A 19214-nucleotide genomic window follows, 5' to 3' on the forward strand; every position below is an offset into this window, starting at 1 on the left:
CGGCTGTCGCGATCTACTTCACCGAGCCGGCCGTCAGGCCCTTGACGATGTAGCGCTCCAGGAAGATGCCGATCAAAGCGAGCGGGGCGATCGCCGTGGTGGCGAGCGCGGCCATCGACCACCAGTTGATGCCCTGCGAGCCGGTCTGGCTCGCCACCATCACCGGCAGGGTCTTGGCGTCCGAGGAGGTCAGCAAAGCGGCGAAGAAATATTCGTTCCAGGTCAACACCAGCGCCAGGATGAAAGCCGCCACCATGCCGGGCAGGGCGATCGGCAGGATGATGTGCCAGAACGCGCCCCACAGCGACAGGCCGTCGACCAGAGCGGCCTCATCGAGTTCGGTGGGGATGGTGTCGAACTGGTCGCGCATGATCCAGATCACGATCGGCAGCACGGTGAGCGTGTAGAGCAGGATCAGGCCGATGCGGGTGTCGAGCAGAGCGAGCTCGCGATAGAGCACCAGGAAGGGCAGGGCCAGCACCACCGGCGGCAGGATCAGTTGGGACAGGAAGAAGAAGGAGATGTCCCGGTTGCGCATCCAGGCGAATTTGTACTGGAAGCGGCTGAGGCCATAGGCGGCGAGGGAGCCGATCACCACGGCCAGCAGCGAGGAGCCGAGCGAGGTGATCACGCTGTTGGTGAAGCGCGACAGGAATTCCGAGCGCACCGTCGAGGTCGAGCCGAGCGTATCGGGCGAAAGGCCGAGCGAGCGCCAGCCCTTCCAGTCGGGCTGGAAGTCGAGCCAGGGAACGAGATGGCCCTGGGTGACGTCGACCGCCGATTTCATCGAGGTGGTCAGCGTCCAGTAGATCGGAAACAGGCAGATGAAGGCCCAGGCGACCAGCGCGCCATAGATCAGCACGCGGCTGAGCACGGTGGTCAGGCGGAAGGCGGTGTCGCGGGGCGCGGCGGTCGGGATGGCTGTCGTCGTCATGTCGATGTTCCCCGATCAGCTGCTGCGCTGCATGAAGCGGTTGGCGATATTCAGGAGCACGGTGACGAAGACGATGATCACGACGAGATAGAACATCGCCAGCATGGTGCCGTAGCCGACATTCGAGCGGTCGCGGTATTCGCGATAGATGAAGCTCGACACCGTGTCCGTCGCCCCGCCCGGCCCGCCGGAGGTCGTGTTGATCACGATATCGGCGAGCTTGAGCTTGAAGATGATGCGCAGCACGATCGCCGTGATCGAAACGGGCAGCATCAGGGGAAAGATCATCTCCTTGAACTGCTGCCAGCCGGAGGCGCCGTCGATCTTGGAAGCTTCCATCACCTCCTTGGGTAAAGCCTGCAGGCCGGCCAGCAGCAGGATCATCAGGAAGGGAATCGAAACCCAGGCGTCCATGGCCTCGATCGAGAGGCGGGCGATCCAGGGCTGGGTGAAGAAGGTCGGCTGCGACCAGCCCAGTTCCCGCATCAGCCGTGCCACCGGCCCGTAGCGATATTCCATCATCGACTTGCCGACCATCCAGCTCACCGCCACGGGGCTGAGCATGAAGGGCAGGAGGAAGGCGACGCGGAAGAATTTGCGGGCCTTGATCTCGGCATTGAGCAGGAGGGCGAGGCCGAAGGCGATGGCGTATTCCACCAATACCATCAGCACGTAGAACACCATGTTGGCGAGGGCGTTCCAGAAATCGGGGTCGTGGAAGAGCGTGACGAGATTGTCGAGGCCGTTGAAGCGCTGGCCGGCGAAAGAGGAGAGATTCCAGTCGGTCAGGGCGATGTAGAAGCCGAAAATGGTGGGAAAGATCACCATCGCCACGGTGAACAGCACAGCCGGCAGGATGAACAGGGCGCGCTCGCCCGCTTCCCCCCGCATCAGCACCTGTCCGACGCCGAGCGCCACCGACCACAGCACGAACGCGTAGAGCACGGGACGCCAATTGTCGAAGCCGAACGACATGCCCTGGTTCTCGTGCAGGAACTGCACCAGGGCGGCAACGACGAGAAGGACTGAGGCCAGGCCGATCAGGACGCGCCCGAGGAGGATGCGGCTGCTCGGGATGGAGCTTGGAGCGTGTGTAGCGGTTGCAGACGAGGTCGGCGGCATCAGGGGCCCTGAACGCGAAACGTGATTGAAAGGCGCGACGCCCGCCTTCTCCCCTAGCGGGAGAAGGTGCCCCGAAGAGGCGGATGAGGGGTTTTGCCGAACTCGCCGGACATGGCGCGTCCACCCTCATCCCCCTGCCGGGACCTTCTCCCACAAGGGGAGAAGGGACTTTATCGGCGTGGGATGTGCCTGATCCTACAGCCCCAGCGAGGCCTTGTAGAGCTTGATCTGCTTCTCGCGGCCGATCTGGTCGGTCAGCTTTTCCCAGGCTGCGGCGATCTGGTCGGCGCCTTCCTGGGCCTTGAGCTGGCCGGCATAGATCTTGGCGAGAATGTCCTCGGCCAGGCTGTAATATTGGAAGATGCCGGGGATGCGCGGTTCGATCGCCCCGTTGGGGTGGTTGTAGGAGTTGAACTGCGAATCCAGATAGTTGGTGATGAATTCCTTGTCGTAACCGGCCGCGACCCATTCGTCGATATTGTGCTGGCTGTTGCGATAGCACTGGAAGCCGGAGGGGTAGACCGCCGTCCACAGCGCCAGGTCCTTGCCGCCGAGATGGGCGGCGGCGCTCCAGGCGGCCTTGTGCTTCTTCTCGTCCTTGTCGACGCGGGCCATCACATAGACGCCCCAGCCGAGATACGCCAGATTCGGCGCGAAGTTGGGGCCGCTCGCCAGCTTGTCCCACTTGCCGGTCTTCGCATTGTAGACGTCGTCGGAGCCCGGCAGGATGTCGAAGCCGCATTTGTCGCCGATGACCGAGGAATCATTGGTCTTGGCGTTGGAGCCGATGTCGCCCCACCACACGCACATCGAGCCGGTGCCGCCGAGAAACTGCTGGAAGCCGGTGGTGTTGGGGTCGGCGTTGAGCTGGTCGGCGGGCTCGGAGGGCAGGGCGTCGAGCACGTCCTGGATGGCGCGCACCCAGGCCGGATTGTTGATGCGCGGCTTCATGGTGTCGACGTCGAACAGCCAGGCCTTGTCGTCGGGATGCTTGGCATAGGCGGTGGCGCGGCTGCCGAGGAAATAGAAGCCGAAGCCGCCCCAGGCCTTGCAGGCGTCGAGATAGCCATAGGCGTCCTGGCCGTCGACCTGCTTGCCCTTGAGGAATTTGGTCACCGCCTGCACCTGCTGCCAGGTACGGGGCACCGCCCATTCGGTGGTGTTGCCGGCTTCCTTCCAGGCCTTGGCCAGGGCCTCGTCCTTGAAGTAGTCGGTGCGGTAGTTGAAATTGTGGGTGTCGCCGTCGATGGTGACGCGGTACTGCTTGCCGTCCCAGGTGCCGACGGGCGGCTTGAGGTAGGAGACGAGATCGTCCATGTCGATCTGTTTCTTCACCCAGTCCGGCATTTCCGAAGCCAGGCCCTTGCCGCAGACGTCGCCCTCGAAGGGAGCGCCCATCTCGAGCAGGTCGAAATCGACCGTGCCGGTGGCGATGGCCTGCTGCAGGCGGGGGTTGTAGTCGGCCTGGGCGAGGTCGATCCAGTTGATCTTGGCGCCGGTATAGGCCTCCCAGGGCTTGAGGAAGCCGCGGAACAGCAGGTTGTGCAGGTTCTGGTTGTTGAGCCCCATGAAGGAGAGCTCGACGCCCTTGAACTCGCCTTCCTTGATGGAGGCCTTGGTGGCGCCGAGGCAGAGCTCGCCGACCTTCTGCCAGTCGGCATCGGTGGGTGAGCCCTTGCCGACCCCGGGGATCTGCAGGATCTTGGCCCTGAGGTCGCTGGCTTCGTCCGCCACCGCCGGCTGGGGGGCGGCGGTGACGCCGAGGCTGCCCATCGCGGCCATGGCGCCGACGCTTGCGGCGCCCTTGAGCAGCCCGCGGCGGCTCGCCTGCAGGGCGAGGAGATGTTTGTAGTCTTCCGTTTTCACGTCGATTCTCCCGGTCTGAATAGCTGGTCTTGTTCTTGGCTGCCTCGGCAGCGGGGAATGTCTTTTTCGTAGCGCTTCGGCAACGTTGGGTTGTGGCGAAGTGTGCGGATGCTAGGAAGGCGCCCCACTCTCGTCAACAAAAAGGTCAGACCATTCCGGGTGCGCGGGCATCGCGACATGCGGTCTTGCTGCCGTGATCTCCATGCATCCTGAACGCTGCGCCTCAGTTCAACCGCAAACCGCTCTCGGCGTCGAAAAGATGCACGGCGGCGAGGTCGGGCTGCAGCGCCAGGATCTCGCCCGAACCGGCCGTCACCCGCTCGCGGAAGACACCGAGCACCCTCTGCTCGCCGAGCTGGGCGAAGACCTGGGTTTCGGCGCCGGTTGGCTCCACCACGGTAATCCTGGCCTGCAGGCTGCCGCCGAGGGAGAAATGCTCGGGACGGATGCCGTAGATGACACGCCGGCCCTCGCTGCCGGGCGGGATGGCGGGCACGGGCAGTTCCACGCCGTCGTCGGTGACGAAGCGCGGCGCCGGACTGGCCTCCAGCCGGCCCTTGATGAAATTCATGGCCGGCGAGCCGATGAAACCCGCGACGAACAGATTGGCTGGACGGTCATAGAGCTGCAGCGGCGAGCCGATCTGCTCGATGATGCCGTCATGGAGCACCACGATGCGATCGGCCATGGTCATGGCCTCGATCTGGTCGTGGGTGACATAGATGGTGGTGGTCTTCAGGCGCTGATGCAGCTCCTTGATCTCGGCGCGCATCTGCACGCGCAGCTTGGCGTCGAGATTGGAAAGCGGCTCGTCGAACAGGAAGACCTGAGGGGCGCGCACGATGGCACGGCCCATGGCGACGCGCTGGCGCTGGCCGCCGGAGAGCTGGCGCGGATAGCGTGCCAGATAGGGGCCGAGGTCGAGGATCTCGGCCGCCCGCTTCACGCGCTCGTCGATCTCGGCCTTCGGTGTCTTCCGGATCTTGAGCGCGAATCCCATGTTTTCGGCCACGGTCTTGTGCGGGTAGAGCGCGTAGCTCTGGAACACCATGGCGATGTCGCGGTCGCGCGGCGGCAGGTCGTTGACCTGGCGGTCGCCGATCCTGAGGGTGCCCTCGGTGATCGGTTCCAGGCCGGCGATCATGCGCAGCAGCGTGGACTTGCCGCAACCCGAAGGCCCGACCAGAGTGACGAACTCGCCGTCCTCGATGGTGATCGATACGCCGTGGATGACCTTCTGGGCGCCATAGGATTTCTTGACGTCGACGACATCGACCGAGGCCATGCGGCAGGTTTCCCTTTGACTGGATTTGTCTGACGAGGATTGGTAGCCGAATGCTTTGCCGCTCGGCAAGGGCAGCGCAAGGATAGATCGTTTGCGTCCTCCCGCAGGCAGCGGCACGCGGTGCTGCGATGCAGGATCGCGTGAAGAGATCGCGTTTCTTCTCGATGGCGGTCCCGTGTCGCCGGGCAACGTTGCATGCTGCGCACGGTATGACGCCGCCATTTGAAGCCTTCATCCCCTCCGGTGTGAAGAAACATGGTTGCACTCGGTTTGGAAAGACGCCATTTCCCCGCAAGGAGGCACGCATGAAAGCCAACAATTCACCGTCCGCCGAGGACGTCATCGTCGCGGTGTCCGGCGTCAGCAAGACCTACAAATCGGGCTTCCAGGCCCTGAAAAGCATCGATCTCAATCTGCGCCGCGGCGAGATTTTCGCCCTGCTCGGCCCCAACGGGGCAGGCAAGACCACGCTGATCTCGATCATCTGCGGCATCGTCAATCCCTCCAGCGGCACGATTCGCGCCGACGGCTGCGACATCGTCAGGGATTACAGGACCGCCCGCACCAAGATCGGCCTGGTGCCGCAGGAATTGTCGACCGATGCCTTCGAGACCGTATGGGCGACGGTGAATTTCTCGCGCGGCCTGTTCGGCAAGCCATCCAACCCGGCCTTTCTCGAAAAGATCCTGCGCGACCTTTCGCTGTGGGAGAAAAGGGACAGCAAGATCATGGCGCTGTCGGGCGGCATGAAGCGCCGCGTGATGATCGCCAAGGCCCTGTCGCACGAGCCGACCATCCTGTTCCTCGACGAGCCGACGGCGGGCGTCGACGTCGAGCTGCGCCGCGACATGTGGGAAATGGTGCGGGGCCTGCGCGAGAATGGCGTGACCATCATCCTCACCACCCACTATATCGAGGAAGCCGAGGAGATGGCCGACCGCATCGGCGTGATCAACAAGGGCGAGATCATCCTGGTCGAGGACAAGGCCGAGCTGATGCGCAAGCTCGGCAAGAAGCAGCTGACCCTCAGCCTGCAGCAGCCTCTCGAGACGGTGCCGCCGGCTCTTGCCGCCTACCGGCTCGATATCGCCGACAACGGCAACCAGCTCATCTATACCTTCGACGCCAAGGACGATCCGGAAGTGCTCTCGCGCCTGCTTCACGACGTCGGCGAAGCCGGCATCGGCTTCAAGGATTTGCAGACCAGCCAGTCCTCGCTCGAGGACATCTTCGTCAGCCTGGTAGGGGCGCATTGATGAACATTCACGCCATTCGCGCCATCTACGTCTTCGAGATGTCGCGCACCTTCCGCACGCTCCTGCAGTCGATCGCCTCGCCGGTGATCTCGACCTCGCTCTATTTCATCGTGTTCGGCTCGGCCATCGGCAATCACATGCCGACGGTCGGCGGCGTGAACTACGGCGCCTTCATCGTGCCCGGCCTCGTCATGCTGGCGATCCTGACCGAGAGCATTTCGAATGCCTCCTTCGGCATCTACATGCCGAAATTCATCGGCACCATCTACGAAGTGCTGTCGGCCCCGGTCTCGGTGGTGGAGATCGTCATCGGCTATGTCGGCGCGGCCGCCTCCAAATCCATCCTGCTCGGCTTCATCATCCTGATCACCGCCTGGCCCTTTTCGCATTATTCCATCGAGCATCCGTTCTGGATGCTGGCGTTCCTGGTGCTTACATCGGTGACCTTCAGCCTGTTCGGCTTTCTCATCGGCATATGGGCCGACGGCTGGGAAAAGCTGCAGATCGTGCCGACCCTGATCATCACGCCGCTGACCTTCCTGGGCGGCAGCTTCTATTCGATCAAGATGCTGCCCGACTTCTGGCAGGGCGTCAGCTACATCAACCCGGTTCTCTATCTGGTGAGTGGGTTCCGCTGGGCCTTCTACGGTGCTTCCGCTTCCGATGTCGATTTCGTGCAGAGCCTGGGCATGACGCTGGTGTTCATGCTGCTGTGCCTGGCCGCGATCGCGGTGATCTTCCGCACGGGATGGCGGATCAAGGTCTGAGCGGAGCTTCCGGGCAAGGCGGGCCGCGATTTCAGGGCAAAGCGAGATTTGAAAAATGATCGAAACATCGCGCCTTCTCCTGCGCAAACCGATTCTCGACGATTTCGAGCCCCACGCCGCCATGTGGGCGGAGCCGGAAGTCTACAGGTACATCTCGGGCAAGCAGCGCAGCCGAGAGGATATGTGGCAGCGCTTTCTCCAGGCCCATGGCACCTGGCATTTCTTCGGCTTCGGCTATTTCTCGGTGATCGAGAAGGCGAGCGGGCGCTATCTCGGCATGACCGGCTTCCAGGATGCCATGCGCGACATCGAACCGAGCCTGGTGGGCTCACTGGAGGCGGGCTGGGTGTTCGCGTCCTATGCCCATGGCCGGGGCATCGCCTTCGAGGCCAGCCGGGCCGCCTTCGACTGGGCGCGCGGCACGCATCCCGGTCGCAGGGTCACGGCGATCATTGCACCGGAAAATACCGCTTCGATCCGGATCGCCCAAAAGCTCGGCCTCGAGGCCGGCCCGAACGTGACCTATCATGATTCCGTCGTCACGCTGTTCGAGGGCTGGCTGGGCGAGCCTGGTTCCCCGGCTCGACATTCCAGCGCCGGCGCAGTAGCAGGGGCGTGACGATCACAGCCATGACCGGGTAGGTGCGCGCATGCCGAATCAATCGACACCGATGAGGGGAAGCTGTCGCTGCGGACAGGTCGAGTTCGAGGTCGCCGCCACGCCCCTGATGACCATGGCCTGCCATTGCCGCGGCTGCCAGAAGATGACCGGCAGCGCCTATTCCCTCAGCGCGGCAATTCCTTCCGAAGGCTTCCGGGTCACCCGCGGCGAACCCGTGATCGGCGCCCTGCATGGACCGACGCGGCATTTCTACTGCGGCCATTGCAAGAGCTGGCTTTTCACCAGGCCGGAAGGCATGGATTTCTTCGTCAATGTCCGCCCGACCATGCTGGCCGAAGCGGTGTGGACGGAACCCTTCATCGAAACCTGCACTTCGGAGAAGCTGGCCTGGGCCTCGACACCGGCCCGGCACAGTTTCGAGCACTATCCGGCACCTGAGCTCTATCAGCCGCTGATGGCGGAATATGCCGAATATTTGTCGTCGCAGAGCGCCGCCTCGCGCGACTGACGCGGCCGGCTCCGTGGAGTGTTGTCATGTCGGAAGCCTTGCCTGCCTATCGCAGCCGGGCCTCGTTGCGCGATGATCTGCGCCGGCTCGGTATCCGGGAGGGCGATATGGTCATGGTGCATGCTGCCATGAGCCGGCTCGGGCCGCTGCTCAATGGCCCGGATGCCTTGTCACATGCGCTCCTCGATGTCGTCGGCCCGCAAGGGACGATGATGGTCTATACCGATTGGGACAGCGTCCACACAGATCTCCTCGACGAGGAGGGGCGCGTCCTGCCGGCATGGCGCGATCATGTGCCGGGCTTCGACCAGCAGGCCTCGCGCGCCGTCCGCGCCAATGGCGTGATCGCCGAATTCGTGCGAACCATGCCCGGCGCCCACCGCAGCGGCAATCCCGGCGCCTCGATGGCGGCGATCGGCGCCCGCGCGGCCTGGCTGACGGCCGATCACCCGCAAGACTACGGTTATGGCGAGGGCTCGCCTTTGGCCAAGCTCGTCGCGGCCGGCGGCCGCGTGCTGATGGCCGGAGCGCCCTGGGACACCATGACCTTGATCCACCACGCCGACCATCTGGCGCGCCTGCCCGGCAAGCGCATCCTGCGTTACGAAGTGCCTTTCGCCGGCAAGAACGGCACGATCTGGCGCTTCATCGAAGAGTTCGACACCACCGAGCCCGTGCTCGAGGATATCCCGCCCAATTATATCGAACGCATCGTCAGCGCCTTCGTCGCGCAGGGCGGCGGCCGTCAGGGGCTCATCGGCCAGGCGCCGTCCCTGCTGGTGGATGCCAGACCCATGCTCGATTTCGCCATCGCTTGGCTCGAAGCCTGGGCTGGTCCGCATGACGGCTGAGACCTTGAGCGCCCGCCAGGCTTTGTGGTTCGGGATCTGAACCATCGCGTCGAAAATGATAAGGTGGCCTCAGGCCCCGGCGTAAGGCGTGCCGTCCTTGTGCAGGAAGCGGCCGTCGGAACTGGGGCTCATCATGTCGATATCGGAGCAGTGGATCACGTCGGCGGGAGAGCGGGAGCCGATTTCCAGATAGACCGCCATGGCGCCGGATCTGTTGATCATGTGGTGGCCGTTGCCGGTGCCCTTTGGAAAGGCGGCGCAATCGCCGGCCCGCAGGATCGTCTCGCCGCCATCCTCGACGAGCGTCAACTCGCCCTGCAGCACATAGACGAATTCGTCCTCGGCGGTGTGCCAATGGCGCTGGCTCGACCAGTTGCCCGGCGGCAGTTGCATGAGGTTGATGCCGAAATCCTGGAGGCCGCCGGCATTGCCGAGGCGCTGCCGCACCCGTTCCGCGCAGGACCCGTCAAAGGGCGGCGGATAGCCGGAGCCCTTGTGCCTGGGAATGGTGGCGAGATCGAGCTTGGGCATGGCGGGCTCCCGACTATATGGCAATCAGGGCGGCGAAAGGGAGATCATCATGTCCCTTCCGGCCTCGGAAACAAGAGGAGCTTCCGCTTCCCAGATCGCGGGACGCCTCAACCCCACCGACGATGGGCCCACATCCACTGTTCGGGATGTTCGCGTACCCATTTTTCGAAGAGTTGGTGAGTGAGGTGCGTTGCCGCGTCCACATCGGCGTTTCGGTCGTCGGTGCGGGGTATGTCGAGGATCTCAGCTTCGATCCGAAAACGCACGCCATGGGTGCGGATGACGCGGGCTGCGACCAGCAGCGCATCGCTTCCCCTGGCAAGCAGGGCCGGAAAGGTGGTCGAAGGGGCGGGCCGGTCGAAAAACGGCACCGAGAGCCCGTTGCGGTCGCGCAGATCGGCGAGCAGCGCAATGGCGCCGCCGCCGCGCACGATGCGCAGCAGCTTCTTGCCGACATCGCCACCCTTGACGAAAAGTCCGCGTGGATAGCGGTCGCGACGCACGAGAGCGACGTAGTCGTCGACCTTCGGATTCTTCATGCGCTGGTAAACGCCGGCCACCTTGATGCCGTTCGTCACCGTCGGGATGACGACGAGTTCCCAATTGCCCGTGTGGAGCGAAACGAATACCACGCCCTTGCCGCTGGCCTTCACCGCCTCGATCAGCGGTCCGCTGGCATCCTCCACGCGTCCGGCCTTGACGATGCGATCCACCATCAGGCTTTCGGCGAATGTCCGACCCAGATCCATCCACATCGCGCGTGCCAGTGTATCGATCTCGGCGGCACTCTTTGTCGGGTAGGCGGCGGCCAGGTGCCGCAAGGCCCGGTCGTGGCGGCGCAACCGAGGGGCGACCAGGCGCCACAGGGAGCCCATGGCCCAGGAACCGAAATCGAGCGGCAGGATATGCAGGAGACCGACCAGGCCGCGCAGCAGGAGATATTCGGCGGCGTGCTTGGTGCTGCGCCAGCTGCGTCCGGTTTGAGCCGGGATCACGTTGGATAGGTCTGTCACGTTTACCATCATCGTACTGAAGCTGCCGGCCCGACCGAACATCACGGCGATGCCAGGCGATTGCGGGCCGGCACCTCGGCTATGCTGGATTGGGAGGTCACTGCCCTGCCTATACCAGAATCGGTGCCCGGCGCCTGTTCTTTCGGGGACTCGGTGAAGCCCTGCAAGCCAATGAGCGTTTCCGTCTAAACGCGCTTTGCTCCAGCGGGATCACCGGGAATCTGCATCCCTTCCTGCATGCGTCATGTCGACCGCCGCGTCGGCCTGGTCCGCGCGGGTTTCAGAGCGCTCCGGTGCGGCTCGGGCGTTAGGCCCGCGCCTTGCCTGGAAGCACGCAGTTCGTGCTCCCGAGCCACCCTTTCGCGGGAATCCGAGATGTCTTTCAGCCTGTAGGCGGGCTCGGGGCCATCGGCGGGCATTTGCCGGGTCACCTGATAAGGGCCTTCGTCGTGCCTCGAGATGGACGAATGAAAGGTGACGATATCGCCGACCTCAAACGCATGCTTCATCAATCACGCTTTCTGTGTCCTGGAAGTGTCGGGAGGTGCTCACCGCATCACAAATATGGCAATCTGCGCGGCGCCGGACACGACAATCACGTCCTGGTGGTGGTCGAAGGCCCGCTTCTCCCTGGCCCTCCCCGTCCTCGCGACTGGGCCTTGGGCTTGGGGGCAGGCAATAGGCCCTCGCGCTGAGCCTGCTTGCGAGCGAGCTTGCGGGCGCGGCGAACGGCTTCCCCCTTCTCGCGCACCTTGCGCTCGGACGGCTTTTCATAAGCTCTGCGCAACTTCAGCTCGCGAAGGACGCCTTCGCGCGCCAATTTGCGCTTGAGGGCCTTGAGCGCCTGTTCAATGTTGTTCTCACGAACGAGTATCAGCATACGAACTCCAAATACCAAAAACAAAAGGGCCGAACGCATCGCCGGCTCAAGGATGAATCGTGCCGTCTTGCGCCAATCAAACGTTCTGATCGGTCGGGCTGAAGGAGGCTGGCAGCTTTCAGACTGCCCGCCACGGACTTATCCCTCCCGCGGCGCCTCATGGCAGGGCCGGGAGAAGAATTGCAGTTTCCTGGAAAAATCGCAGCCTGCAGGCACGATGCCACAAAAGCTTCGGTCAATCCGCCGATCCTGGAGCGTGTCTCAATTAGGGCAGCGTCTCATGCGCTGACTTTGCTCCAATTTTTGGAGTTGTACACCATTCCCGGCGGGATAGCCAGAATCGGATGACCGCACGGTCCGGCACACCTTGCCGAAGGGGACGGGCTGGAGCGCTCCAAATCCCGCCACGCTTGTAACTCACGCGATCCGCCAGACCTTCCTACAATCCCGTCATCGAACCAGGCAACAGGAGGCAGCCATGACGGATCGCAGTTACACCACCAGCTTTACGGTCGACCAGACACCGGCGCGGGCTTTCGCCGCCATCGTCAATGTACGCGGCTGGTGGTCGGAGAACATCGAGGGCGGAACCAGCCGGGTCGGCGAGAAATTCAGATACAGCTACGAGGATGTTCATCGCTGCGAGATCCAGGTGCGCGAATTGATCCCGGACCGGAAGGTCGTCTGGCGCGTCCTCGACAATTATTTCAGCTTCACCCGGGACAGCTCCGAGTGGAAGGGCACCGAAATCATTTTCGAGATTGCGAGGAAGGGCGATCAGACGGAGATTGCCTTCACCCATTTGGGGCTCGTGCCCGACTACGAGTGCTACGATGCCTGTTCGGACGGCTGGCACAGCTACATCACGGGCAGCTTGCGGGATCTGATCGCCAGCGGCAGCGGCCGTCCCAATGTCGGCGAGGCCATCACCCAAAGCGAGCAGCTGCTGACGCGCCCCACTGCGGCCTGACCTGCGCGGGGCGAGGCGCGTCCTCTTCGGGACGCGCCGGCGATGCTGTGCAGATCCGGGATCGCAGGACGAGTCCATTCAATTTCGATGCAATTCCGGGGTTGCTCTGCATCACTTCATGCTGCAACGCGACCGAGAAATTCGAGCACGCGCCGGGTGAGCGCCCTTGTGGCATCCGCGTCGAAGGACGGCAGCGAGCTGTCGGCGAAGTAATGCTGATCCCCCGGATAGAGGAACAACTCCGCGTCCTCGGCTTTCTCGACGATTTCGCGCGCCGCCTCGATGTCGCCCTCGCCGACGAAGATGGGATCGCGGTCCATGCCGTGGATCTGCACCGGAACGCCCTGCGGCCAGGGACCGAAGGCCCATTTGCCGCTGATCGGCAGGCAGGAATGGAAGAAGAGGGCGCCGCGCGCGCCCGGGCGGGTCTGCGCGAGCTTCTGAGCCGGCACCACGCCGAAGGAGAAGCCGGCATAGACCAGGCCCGGGAGCAGGCCGTCGGCGCAATGCTCGGCCCGATCCCGCATGGCATCGAAGCCGACCTCATTGATGTGAGCCAGGCCTTCCTCGATGCTGGCGAAGATGCGCCCGTCGAAAAGGTCCGGCGCATGCACGACATGGCCGGCGGCCCGTAAGGTTTTGGCAAATGCCTGCACGCCGGGTGTCAGACCCTGGGCATGATGAAACAGCAAAACTTCAGCCATCATCGCTCTCCGGCTGTCGGCGACGCCGGCAGCTAAACACGCCAGGGCCGCAAGTTGAAGATCCGGCGAAAAGCGCATGGCAATTCCGGCAGGATCCCTTCGTCAGTCCAATTCACAGGACCGGCACCCGGACGGCTGGCGTTCTCGCCAGCTTCTGCAACACTGGGGCTGAGCGCGATTTATCCGAATCGCACTTTTTCTCTGACTTATTGTCCTGAAGCATTTCCTCAACCGCAAATGCCCGCCGGCTTTTCTGCAAGATGCTTTGGGGCCTCCCATTGTTGCCCGGAGTGTTGCTCGATGAAATTATTCTTTTCCGACAGGCAGATGGCCCATCGGCCGACCCAGTACATGATCAACGGTCGAATCGGCAGCGCCTTGGAGAATCCCGAGCGCGCGCAAACCCTGGTCGGATCTCTCACGACGCTTGGCCTGACGGTCGAGGAGCCCAGGGATGCGGGCCGGGCGCCGATCGAGGCCGTGCATGCCGGCCATTACATCGACTTTCTGGAAACGGCCTATCGGCGCTTCCAGGAACTGCCCAATGCCGGGCCCGAAGTCCTGCCGGCCGTCAGCCCCTATCAGGGCGCGGATGCGGCCTTTCGCCCGCGTCCCGCCCCGCGCCCGAAGGGCATTCTCGGGCAGACGGGCTGGTACATCAACGGCCTGTCCAACGCGATGACGGAGCACACCTTCTCCTCCGCCTATCTGTCGGCCCAGAGCGCCGTGGCGGCTGCCGACGACCTCATCGCCGGCGCCTTCGACAGCTTCGCGCTTTGTCGCCCGCCGGGGCACCATGCCTATGTCGATCGGGCCGCCGGCTTCTGCTTCTTCAACAATGCCGCCATTGCCGCCGAGCGGCTGCGCACCCGGTATCAGCGCGTGGCCGTCATCGACTTCGACACCCATCATGGTGACGGCACGCAGGCGATCTTCTACAGCCGCGGCGACGTCTTCTTCGGCTCGACCCATACGGACCCATCGAGCTACTACCCCCATTACTCCGGCTATGCCGATGAGACCGGCGAGGGGCCGGGCGAGGGCGCCAACCTCAACCTGCCCTTGGCCGAGGGCAGCGGCGACGGCGCCTTCATCGAGGCCAACCGGGCGCTGGCCGCCGCCGTGACGGCTTTCGGGGCGCAGGCTCTGGTGGTGTCCGCCGGCTGGGACGCCCATCGCGAGGACCCGCTGTCCAAGCTGGCGGTAACCACGGCTGCCTATGAGGCGATCGGCGCCGTCTGGGGGGCGCTGCCCCTTCCCGTCGTGATCGTACAGGAGGGCGGCTATTCGCTCAGCGCGGTGTCGGAAGCCGCGCCGCGCTTCGTCTCGGCCTTCCGCGCCGGCCGGCCGTCGCGCTGATCCAGAGCGTTTTGCGATTTGGCAGAATCGCCAAGAACCGCAAGGACGCATCGCACCAAAGAGTTAGAGCAATGCAGCGTTTCCGCTTGAACGCGCTTTGCTCTAGAAATCGAAACAAGGAACATCATGACACAGACCGTCACAGCCGGCGCCGGACAGGCATCCGAGCGCCAGCCGATCCGTGCCGCCCTCGGTGCCTTCGTCGGCACCATGATCGAATGGTACGATTTCTACGTCTATGGCACGGCCGCGGCGCTGGTCTTCGGCGACGTCTTCTTCAAGTCCGACGACCGTTTCATGGGCATCATCGCCTCGCTCGGCACCTTCGCCATCGGCTTCGTGGCCCGGCCGGTCGGTGCCCTGCTGTTCGGCCATTTCGGCGACAAGGTCGGACGCAAGAATTCGCTGATCATCACGCTGTTGCTGATGGGCGCAGCCACTGTGCTGATCGGTCTCCTGCCGGGCTACGGTTCGATCGGCATCAGCGCCGCCATCCTGCTCATCCTGCTGCGCCTGATCCAGGGCGTTGCGGTCGGTGGCGAATGGGGCGGTGCGGTGCTGATCGCCGCCGAGCATGCCCCGCCGAAGTGGAAGACCTTCCTGGCCTCGGCTCCGCAATATGGCAGCCCGATCGGTCTGATGCTGGCGGCGCTCGCCTTTCGCACGGTCTCGGATCTGCCGCGCGAGGATTTCCTCGCCTGGGGCTGGCGCATTCCCTTCCTGGCCAGCGCCGTGCTGATCATCGTGGCCTTCGTCATCCGCGCCGGCATCAAGGAGAGCCCGGAGCTGATCAAACGGCTGGAGGAAATGCCGCAGGACGACATCGTGCCGGCCAAGGAAATCTTTCGCACGCGCGCCTATACGCTCCTGCTCGGCATGGGCCTGTGCCTGCTCGGTGTCGCCGGCTTCTACTTTCTGACCACGCTGATGACGACTTTCACCACCGAGTCGCTCGGCATTTCCAAATCCGACATTCTGAACGTGATCTTCTGGGTCGGCGTGCTCGAGCTGATCGCCTTTCCGTTCGGTTCCTGGATCGCCACCCGGTTCAACGAGCGTTTCCTCTTGGTGGCGATGTCGGCGGCTGCCTTCGTCTTCGCCATCCCGATGATGATGCTGATCGTGACGGGCGATCTCGGCAATATCCGCATCGGCATCCTGGTCGGCACCTTCTTCGTTGCCGCCCACTATGCCGTGATGGCGCCTTTCCTGACGCGCGCCTTCCCGGTGCATCTGCGTTATACCGGCATTTCGCTGAGCTCGTCGCTGAGCGGCGCCATCTTCAGCGGCCTGACGCCGGTCGTCGGGGTCTGGCTGGTCAAGACCTATGGCGTGCAATGGCTGCCGCTGTCGCTGCTCTTCATGGTGATCGCCGGGCTCACTCTGCTATCGAGCCTCTTCCTGCCGATCGAGGAAGAACAGGTACGGTCTTGATGGCGCTTCGGGGGCGAGCCTCCTGAGCTGCCTTCCCGGCGACTGCGGGCGGGCCAGAAGACCCGCCGCTCAACTCACGCCGCCTTGGTGATGGCTTCGATCACCTCGTCCACGGCGGTCTCGACGCTGACGCGGTCGTCGCCCTCGGCCATGACCCGGATCACTGGCTCGGTGCCGGAGGGACGGATGACGAGGCGCCCGCCATCGCCGAGCTGCTTGCGCGCGCCCTCGATCGCCTTGGCGACCTTGGGATCGTCCAACACCTTGCCGCCACCCGTGCGTACATTCTTGAGGATCTGCGGCAGCGGATCGAAGCGGTGGCAGACCTCGCTGACCGGGCGATCGGCCTTCTTGAGCACGGCCAGCACCTGCAGGGCGGCGACGAGGCCGTCCCCGGTGGTGGCGAAGTCGGACAGGATGATGTGGCCCGACTGCTCGCCGCCGACATTGTAGCCCTGCGCCCGCATGCGTTCGAGCACGTAGCGGTCGCCCACCGCCGTGCGCTCGAGCTGCAGGCCGAGGCCGCCGAGATAGCGCTCCAGGCCGAGATTGGACATCACCGTGGCGACGATGCCGGGCTGGGTGAGCTTGCCCTCTTCCTTCCAGTCCGAGGCGACCACCGCCATCAGCTGGTCGCCGTCGATGACATGGCCCTTTTCGTCGACGATCACCACGCGGTCGGCATCGCCGTCGAGGGCGATGCCGATATCGGCGCGCAGTTCGCGGACCTTGCGTGACAGGGCATCGGGGGCAGTGGAACCGACATCCTTGTTGATGTTGTAGCCATCGGGTTCCACGCCGATCGGAATGACGTCGGCACCGAGCTCCCACAATGCTTCCGGGGCGACCTTGTAGGCGGCACCATTGGCGCAGTCGACCACCACCCTGAGGCCGTCGAGGCGGAGCTGGCGCGGCAAAGTGCGCTTGGCGAACTCGATGTAGCGGGCGCGCACATCGTCGATGCGGCGGGCCCGGCCGAGATCGCGCGAGCCGGCCAGCCGCGACGACAGATCGGTGTCGATCAGGGCCTCGATGGAGCGTTCGGTCTCGTCGGAGAGCTTGAAGCCGTCGGGGCCGAACAGCTTGATGCCGTTGTCGTCATAGGGATTGTGCGAGGCCGAGATCATCACACCGATGTCGCAGCGCAGCGAATTGGTGAGCATCGCCACGGCGGGGGTGGGCATCGGGCCCAGCAGCATCACGTCGACGCCGACAGCGGTGAAGCCCGCCACCAGGGCATTCTCGATCATATAGCCCGACAGGCGGGTATCCTTGCCGATCACCACGCGATGGCGGTGTTCGCCGCGCTGGAAGGCGAGGCCGGCCGCCATGCCGACCTTCATCGCCAGTTCCGGCGTAATCACGCTGTTGGCCCGGCCGCGAATGCCATCCGTGCCGAAATATTTGCGACTCATGCGACAACCCCGAGATTTTCTGGTGCGATTATGCCTGAATCCTAGGCGCGAAGATTTCAAAAATTGTTTGCGAGCGTAACAAATGACGAGGGTCGATCTCCATCAGCGCCGCCATTCATACTCGAAGGTCGGCAGGCCGGAGCCGGGATTGATGCCGCTGCCGCAGCGCTGGAACGCCTCGCGCTCATAGAAGCGGATCGCCCTTTCATTGAAGGTGTTGACGGTGAGGCGCAGGACCGAGCCGGCCTTCTGCTTGGCAAACAGCAGGAGCAGATGCGCCAGGCCGCTGCCCTGCTCGGCCGGCGGCAGCGCGATCTGCTCCAGCAGCAAGGCATCGTCCTCCTGCGGCGCCAGCACCAGCATGCCGACGATCGTCTCGGCGGTGGCATCCTCGCGCAGCGCCACGAAGATCTCCGCTTCGAGCATGTGCCATCGGCGCCACTGTCCCGGCCAGCGGGCTTCATAATCGAAGGCCGGGTAGGTGGCCTGCCAAGCCTCGCACCACAGCGATTTGAGGGCCGGCTCGTCCGCCGCCTCCGCCAGCCGGAGGGTAACCGCAGCAGCGCTCATCGTTCGGTCAGCTTCAGTTCGATGCGGCGATTCTTCTTGCGCGCCTCGTCGGTGCCGGCCGTGTCGATCGGCTGGAACTCGGCAAAACCGGCCGCGACCAGGCGCTGTGCGGGAATGCCCTTCGACATCAGATATTGCACCACGGAGATGGCGCGGCTGGACGACAATTCCCAGTTGCTCGGGAATTGCGGCGAGTTGATCGGCCGATCGTCGGTATGGCCGTCGACGCGCAGTACCCAGGGGATGTCGGCGGGAATCTTGTCCTGCAGCTCGAGGAGGGCGGCGGCGAGCTTGTCCATCTCGGCCTTGCCTTCGGGCTGCAGCGTGGCTTGTCCCGCCTGGAAGAATACTTCCGACTGGAAGACGAAACGGTCGCCGACGATACGCACGTCGGGGCGGTTGCCGAGCACCTCGCGCAGGCGGCCGAAGAAGTCGGAACGGAAGCGGGAGAGCTCCTGCACGCGCTGGGCCAGGGCCGCATTCAGGCGCGAGCCGAGATCGGCGATCTTGGTCTGGCTCTCGCGGTCCTTGGATTCGGAGGCGTCCAGGGCCTGTTCCAGCGCGGCGATCTGCCGGCGCAGGGCTGAGATCTGCTGATTGAGCAGTTCGACCTGGGCCATCGCCTGGTCGGAAATGCGTTTCTGGCTGTCGAGCTCACCCTGGATCTGCGCGACCTGACCGCCCTGGGCGCTGGCAGCCGCGGCATCTTTCTGGGCCTCGTCCAGCAGGCCCTGCAAGCGTGACTTGTCGGCGTTGGCCTTGTCGAGGCTGCTGGCGAGCACCGAAAGCTGTTCCTGGGCGTTTCGCCCCGTGGTGCGTTCCAGCGCCAGCAGCTGCGACAATTCCGCGATCTGGGCATTGAGCCGGTTGAGCGCCTCGTCCTTGCCGGTGACTTCCTGGGACAGGAAGAACTGGCCGAGCACGAAGATCGACAGGATCATGATGATGGACAGGAGCAGGGTCGACAGGGCGTCGACGAAGCCCGGCCAGTAATTGATGCCCTCGCCGCGGCGGCGTCTTCCAACGGGCATTAGACGGCCCCCGCTCGTGTCGTGTCATTCCCGGCGAGCTGCGCAGGGGCGAGGGAAGGGGATCCCGGGGCCAAGAATGAGTGTCCCAGCCCCCCG

The 19214-nt window shown here is 64.0% G+C and carries 19 protein-coding genes; 8 read left to right on the top strand and 11 right to left on the bottom strand.

Annotated features, from left to right (window positions below):
- Positions 1-13 precede the first annotated feature (13 nt).
- From J8I29_RS15545 to ugpC, 4 genes are all read right to left on the bottom strand, one after another.
- The gene (locus tag J8I29_RS15545; protein WP_105863854.1) at positions 14-934 is read right to left on the bottom strand and encodes a carbohydrate ABC transporter permease; all 921 of its coding nucleotides are present in this window, start codon (positions 932-934) and stop codon (positions 14-16) included.
- 15 nt (positions 935-949) lie between these two features.
- Entirely contained in the window at positions 950-2056 is a 1107-nt protein-coding gene (locus J8I29_RS15550; RefSeq protein WP_209432339.1) for a sugar ABC transporter permease, read from the bottom strand.
- Between the two features lie 195 nt (positions 2057-2251).
- Positions 2252-3922 (bottom strand): substrate-binding domain-containing protein, encoded by a 1671-nt coding sequence (locus J8I29_RS15555; RefSeq protein WP_348536026.1) that lies wholly within the window; start codon positions 3920-3922, stop codon positions 2252-2254.
- A 223-nt stretch (positions 3923-4145) separates the two neighbouring features.
- Entirely contained in the window at positions 4146-5207 is a 1062-nt protein-coding gene (gene ugpC, locus J8I29_RS15560) for a sn-glycerol-3-phosphate ABC transporter ATP-binding protein UgpC (RefSeq protein WP_105863856.1), read from the bottom strand.
- 305 nt (positions 5208-5512) lie between these two features.
- On the opposite strand from ugpC, the gene J8I29_RS15565 reads away from it, so the two are divergent.
- From J8I29_RS15565 to aac(3), 5 genes are read left to right on the top strand one after another with little or no spacing between them, the layout of a single operon-like run.
- Positions 5513-6463 carry an ABC transporter ATP-binding protein gene (locus J8I29_RS15565; RefSeq protein ID WP_105863857.1) on the top strand — a complete coding sequence of 317 codons (951 nt, stop codon included), beginning with the start codon at positions 5513-5515 and terminating at the stop codon, positions 6461-6463.
- Positions 6463-7230, top strand: coding sequence for an ABC transporter permease (locus tag J8I29_RS15570; protein ID WP_105863858.1), 768 nt, complete (start codon positions 6463-6465; stop codon positions 7228-7230). The genes J8I29_RS15565 and J8I29_RS15570 overlap by 1 nt, the downstream gene beginning before the upstream one ends.
- Before the next feature lie 55 nt (positions 7231-7285).
- Positions 7286-7849 carry a GNAT family N-acetyltransferase gene (locus J8I29_RS15575; protein ID WP_209432340.1) on the top strand — a complete coding sequence of 188 codons (564 nt, stop codon included), beginning with the start codon at positions 7286-7288 and terminating at the stop codon, positions 7847-7849.
- Between the two features lie 31 nt (positions 7850-7880).
- Positions 7881-8360 carry a GFA family protein gene (locus tag J8I29_RS15580; protein ID WP_209432341.1) on the top strand — a complete coding sequence of 160 codons (480 nt, stop codon included), beginning with the start codon at positions 7881-7883 and terminating at the stop codon, positions 8358-8360.
- A gap of 26 nt (positions 8361-8386) precedes the next feature.
- A complete protein-coding gene (aac(3), locus tag J8I29_RS15585; RefSeq protein WP_209432342.1) occupies positions 8387-9211 on the top strand; it encodes an aminoglycoside 3-N-acetyltransferase in 825 nt (274 codons plus the stop codon).
- A 69-nt stretch (positions 9212-9280) separates the two neighbouring features.
- Here aac(3) and J8I29_RS15590 read toward each other — a convergent pair whose 3' ends face one another.
- From J8I29_RS15590 to rpsU, 3 genes are all read right to left on the bottom strand, one after another.
- Positions 9281-9742, bottom strand: coding sequence for a cupin domain-containing protein (locus tag J8I29_RS15590; RefSeq protein ID WP_209432343.1), 462 nt, complete (start codon positions 9740-9742; stop codon positions 9281-9283).
- A 107-nt stretch (positions 9743-9849) separates the two neighbouring features.
- A complete protein-coding gene (locus J8I29_RS15595; protein ID WP_209432344.1) occupies positions 9850-10755 on the bottom strand; it encodes a lipid A biosynthesis acyltransferase in 906 nt (301 codons plus the stop codon).
- A gap of 595 nt (positions 10756-11350) precedes the next feature.
- The gene (gene rpsU, locus J8I29_RS15600; protein WP_105863865.1) at positions 11351-11635 is read right to left on the bottom strand and encodes a 30S ribosomal protein S21; all 285 of its coding nucleotides are present in this window, start codon (positions 11633-11635) and stop codon (positions 11351-11353) included.
- Positions 11636-12113: 478 nt separating this feature from the next.
- Here rpsU and J8I29_RS15610 point away from each other — a divergent pair, with 478 nt between their 5' ends.
- On the top strand, positions 12114-12605 hold the full coding sequence (locus J8I29_RS15610) for an SRPBCC domain-containing protein (protein WP_209432345.1): 492 nt from the start codon (positions 12114-12116) through the stop codon (positions 12603-12605).
- A 116-nt stretch (positions 12606-12721) separates the two neighbouring features.
- Here the strand turns inward: J8I29_RS15610 and J8I29_RS15615 are convergent, their stop codons facing one another.
- Positions 12722-13387: a dienelactone hydrolase family protein gene (locus J8I29_RS15615; RefSeq protein ID WP_209432346.1), complete on the bottom strand. Its 666-nt coding sequence runs from the start codon at positions 13385-13387 to the stop codon at positions 12722-12724.
- A gap of 222 nt (positions 13388-13609) precedes the next feature.
- Between J8I29_RS15615 and J8I29_RS15620 the strand changes: the two genes are divergently transcribed.
- On the top strand, positions 13610-14668 hold the full coding sequence (locus J8I29_RS15620; RefSeq protein ID WP_209432347.1) for a histone deacetylase family protein: 1059 nt from the start codon (positions 13610-13612) through the stop codon (positions 14666-14668).
- Positions 14669-14794: 126 nt separating this feature from the next.
- Positions 14795-16102: an MFS transporter gene (locus J8I29_RS15625; protein WP_209432348.1), complete on the top strand. Its 1308-nt coding sequence runs from the start codon at positions 14795-14797 to the stop codon at positions 16100-16102.
- 74 nt (positions 16103-16176) lie between these two features.
- On the opposite strand, the gene glmM is transcribed toward J8I29_RS15625, so the two are convergent.
- The 3 genes from glmM to J8I29_RS15640 all read right to left on the bottom strand — a co-directional run bounded on the left by glmM (position 16177) and on the right by J8I29_RS15640 (position 19118).
- Positions 16177-17517 (bottom strand): phosphoglucosamine mutase, encoded by a 1341-nt coding sequence (glmM, locus tag J8I29_RS15630; RefSeq protein ID WP_105863870.1) that lies wholly within the window; start codon positions 17515-17517, stop codon positions 16177-16179.
- A gap of 102 nt (positions 17518-17619) precedes the next feature.
- On the bottom strand, positions 17620-18087 hold the full coding sequence (locus tag J8I29_RS15635) for a GNAT family N-acetyltransferase (protein ID WP_209432349.1): 468 nt from the start codon (positions 18085-18087) through the stop codon (positions 17620-17622).
- On the bottom strand, positions 18084-19118 hold the full coding sequence (locus J8I29_RS15640; RefSeq protein ID WP_105863872.1) for a peptidoglycan -binding protein: 1035 nt from the start codon (positions 19116-19118) through the stop codon (positions 18084-18086). The genes J8I29_RS15635 and J8I29_RS15640 overlap by 4 nt, the downstream gene beginning before the upstream one ends.
- Between the last annotated feature and the right edge of the window lie 96 nt (positions 19119-19214).

Source organism: Labrys sp. LIt4 (assembly GCF_017813775.1).
In the GTDB taxonomy this organism is placed as follows: Bacteria; Pseudomonadota; Alphaproteobacteria; order Rhizobiales; family Labraceae; genus Labrys; species Labrys okinawensis_A.

Excerpts from the sequence above, each read along its gene's own strand:
- J8I29_RS15580 (WP_209432341.1), top strand. The coding sequence starts at position 7,881 with ATGCCGAATCAATCGACACCGATGAGGGGAAGCTGTCGCTGCGGACAG.
- J8I29_RS15625 (WP_209432348.1), top strand. The coding sequence starts at position 14,795 with ATGACACAGACCGTCACAGCCGGCGCCGGACAGGCATCCGAGCGCCAG.
- J8I29_RS15575 (WP_209432340.1), top strand. The coding sequence starts at position 7,286 with ATGATCGAAACATCGCGCCTTCTCCTGCGCAAACCGATTCTCGACGAT.
- J8I29_RS15565 (WP_105863857.1), top strand. The coding sequence starts at position 5,513 with ATGAAAGCCAACAATTCACCGTCCGCCGAGGACGTCATCGTCGCGGTG.
- J8I29_RS15610 (WP_209432345.1), top strand. The coding sequence starts at position 12,114 with ATGACGGATCGCAGTTACACCACCAGCTTTACGGTCGACCAGACACCG.
- J8I29_RS15590 (WP_209432343.1), bottom strand. The coding sequence starts at position 9,742 with ATGCCCAAGCTCGATCTCGCCACCATTCCCAGGCACAAGGGCTCCGGC.
- J8I29_RS15615 (WP_209432346.1), bottom strand. The coding sequence starts at position 13,387 with ATGCGCTTTTCGCCGGATCTTCAACTTGCGGCCCTGGCGTGTTTAGCT.
- J8I29_RS15550 (WP_209432339.1), bottom strand. The coding sequence starts at position 2,056 with ATGCCGCCGACCTCGTCTGCAACCGCTACACACGCTCCAAGCTCCATC.
- J8I29_RS15570 (WP_105863858.1), top strand. The coding sequence starts at position 6,463 with ATGAACATTCACGCCATTCGCGCCATCTACGTCTTCGAGATGTCGCGC.
- ugpC (WP_105863856.1), bottom strand. The coding sequence starts at position 5,207 with ATGGCCTCGGTCGATGTCGTCGACGTCAAGAAATCCTATGGCGCCCAG.
- J8I29_RS15620 (WP_209432347.1), top strand. The coding sequence starts at position 13,610 with ATGAAATTATTCTTTTCCGACAGGCAGATGGCCCATCGGCCGACCCAG.
- glmM (WP_105863870.1), bottom strand. The coding sequence starts at position 17,517 with ATGAGTCGCAAATATTTCGGCACGGATGGCATTCGCGGCCGGGCCAAC.
- J8I29_RS15545 (WP_105863854.1), bottom strand. The coding sequence starts at position 934 with ATGACGACGACAGCCATCCCGACCGCCGCGCCCCGCGACACCGCCTTC.
- J8I29_RS15640 (WP_105863872.1), bottom strand. The coding sequence starts at position 19,118 with ATGCCCGTTGGAAGACGCCGCCGCGGCGAGGGCATCAATTACTGGCCG.
- J8I29_RS15635 (WP_209432349.1), bottom strand. The coding sequence starts at position 18,087 with ATGAGCGCTGCTGCGGTTACCCTCCGGCTGGCGGAGGCGGCGGACGAG.
- rpsU (WP_105863865.1), bottom strand. The coding sequence starts at position 11,635 with ATGCTGATACTCGTTCGTGAGAACAACATTGAACAGGCGCTCAAGGCC.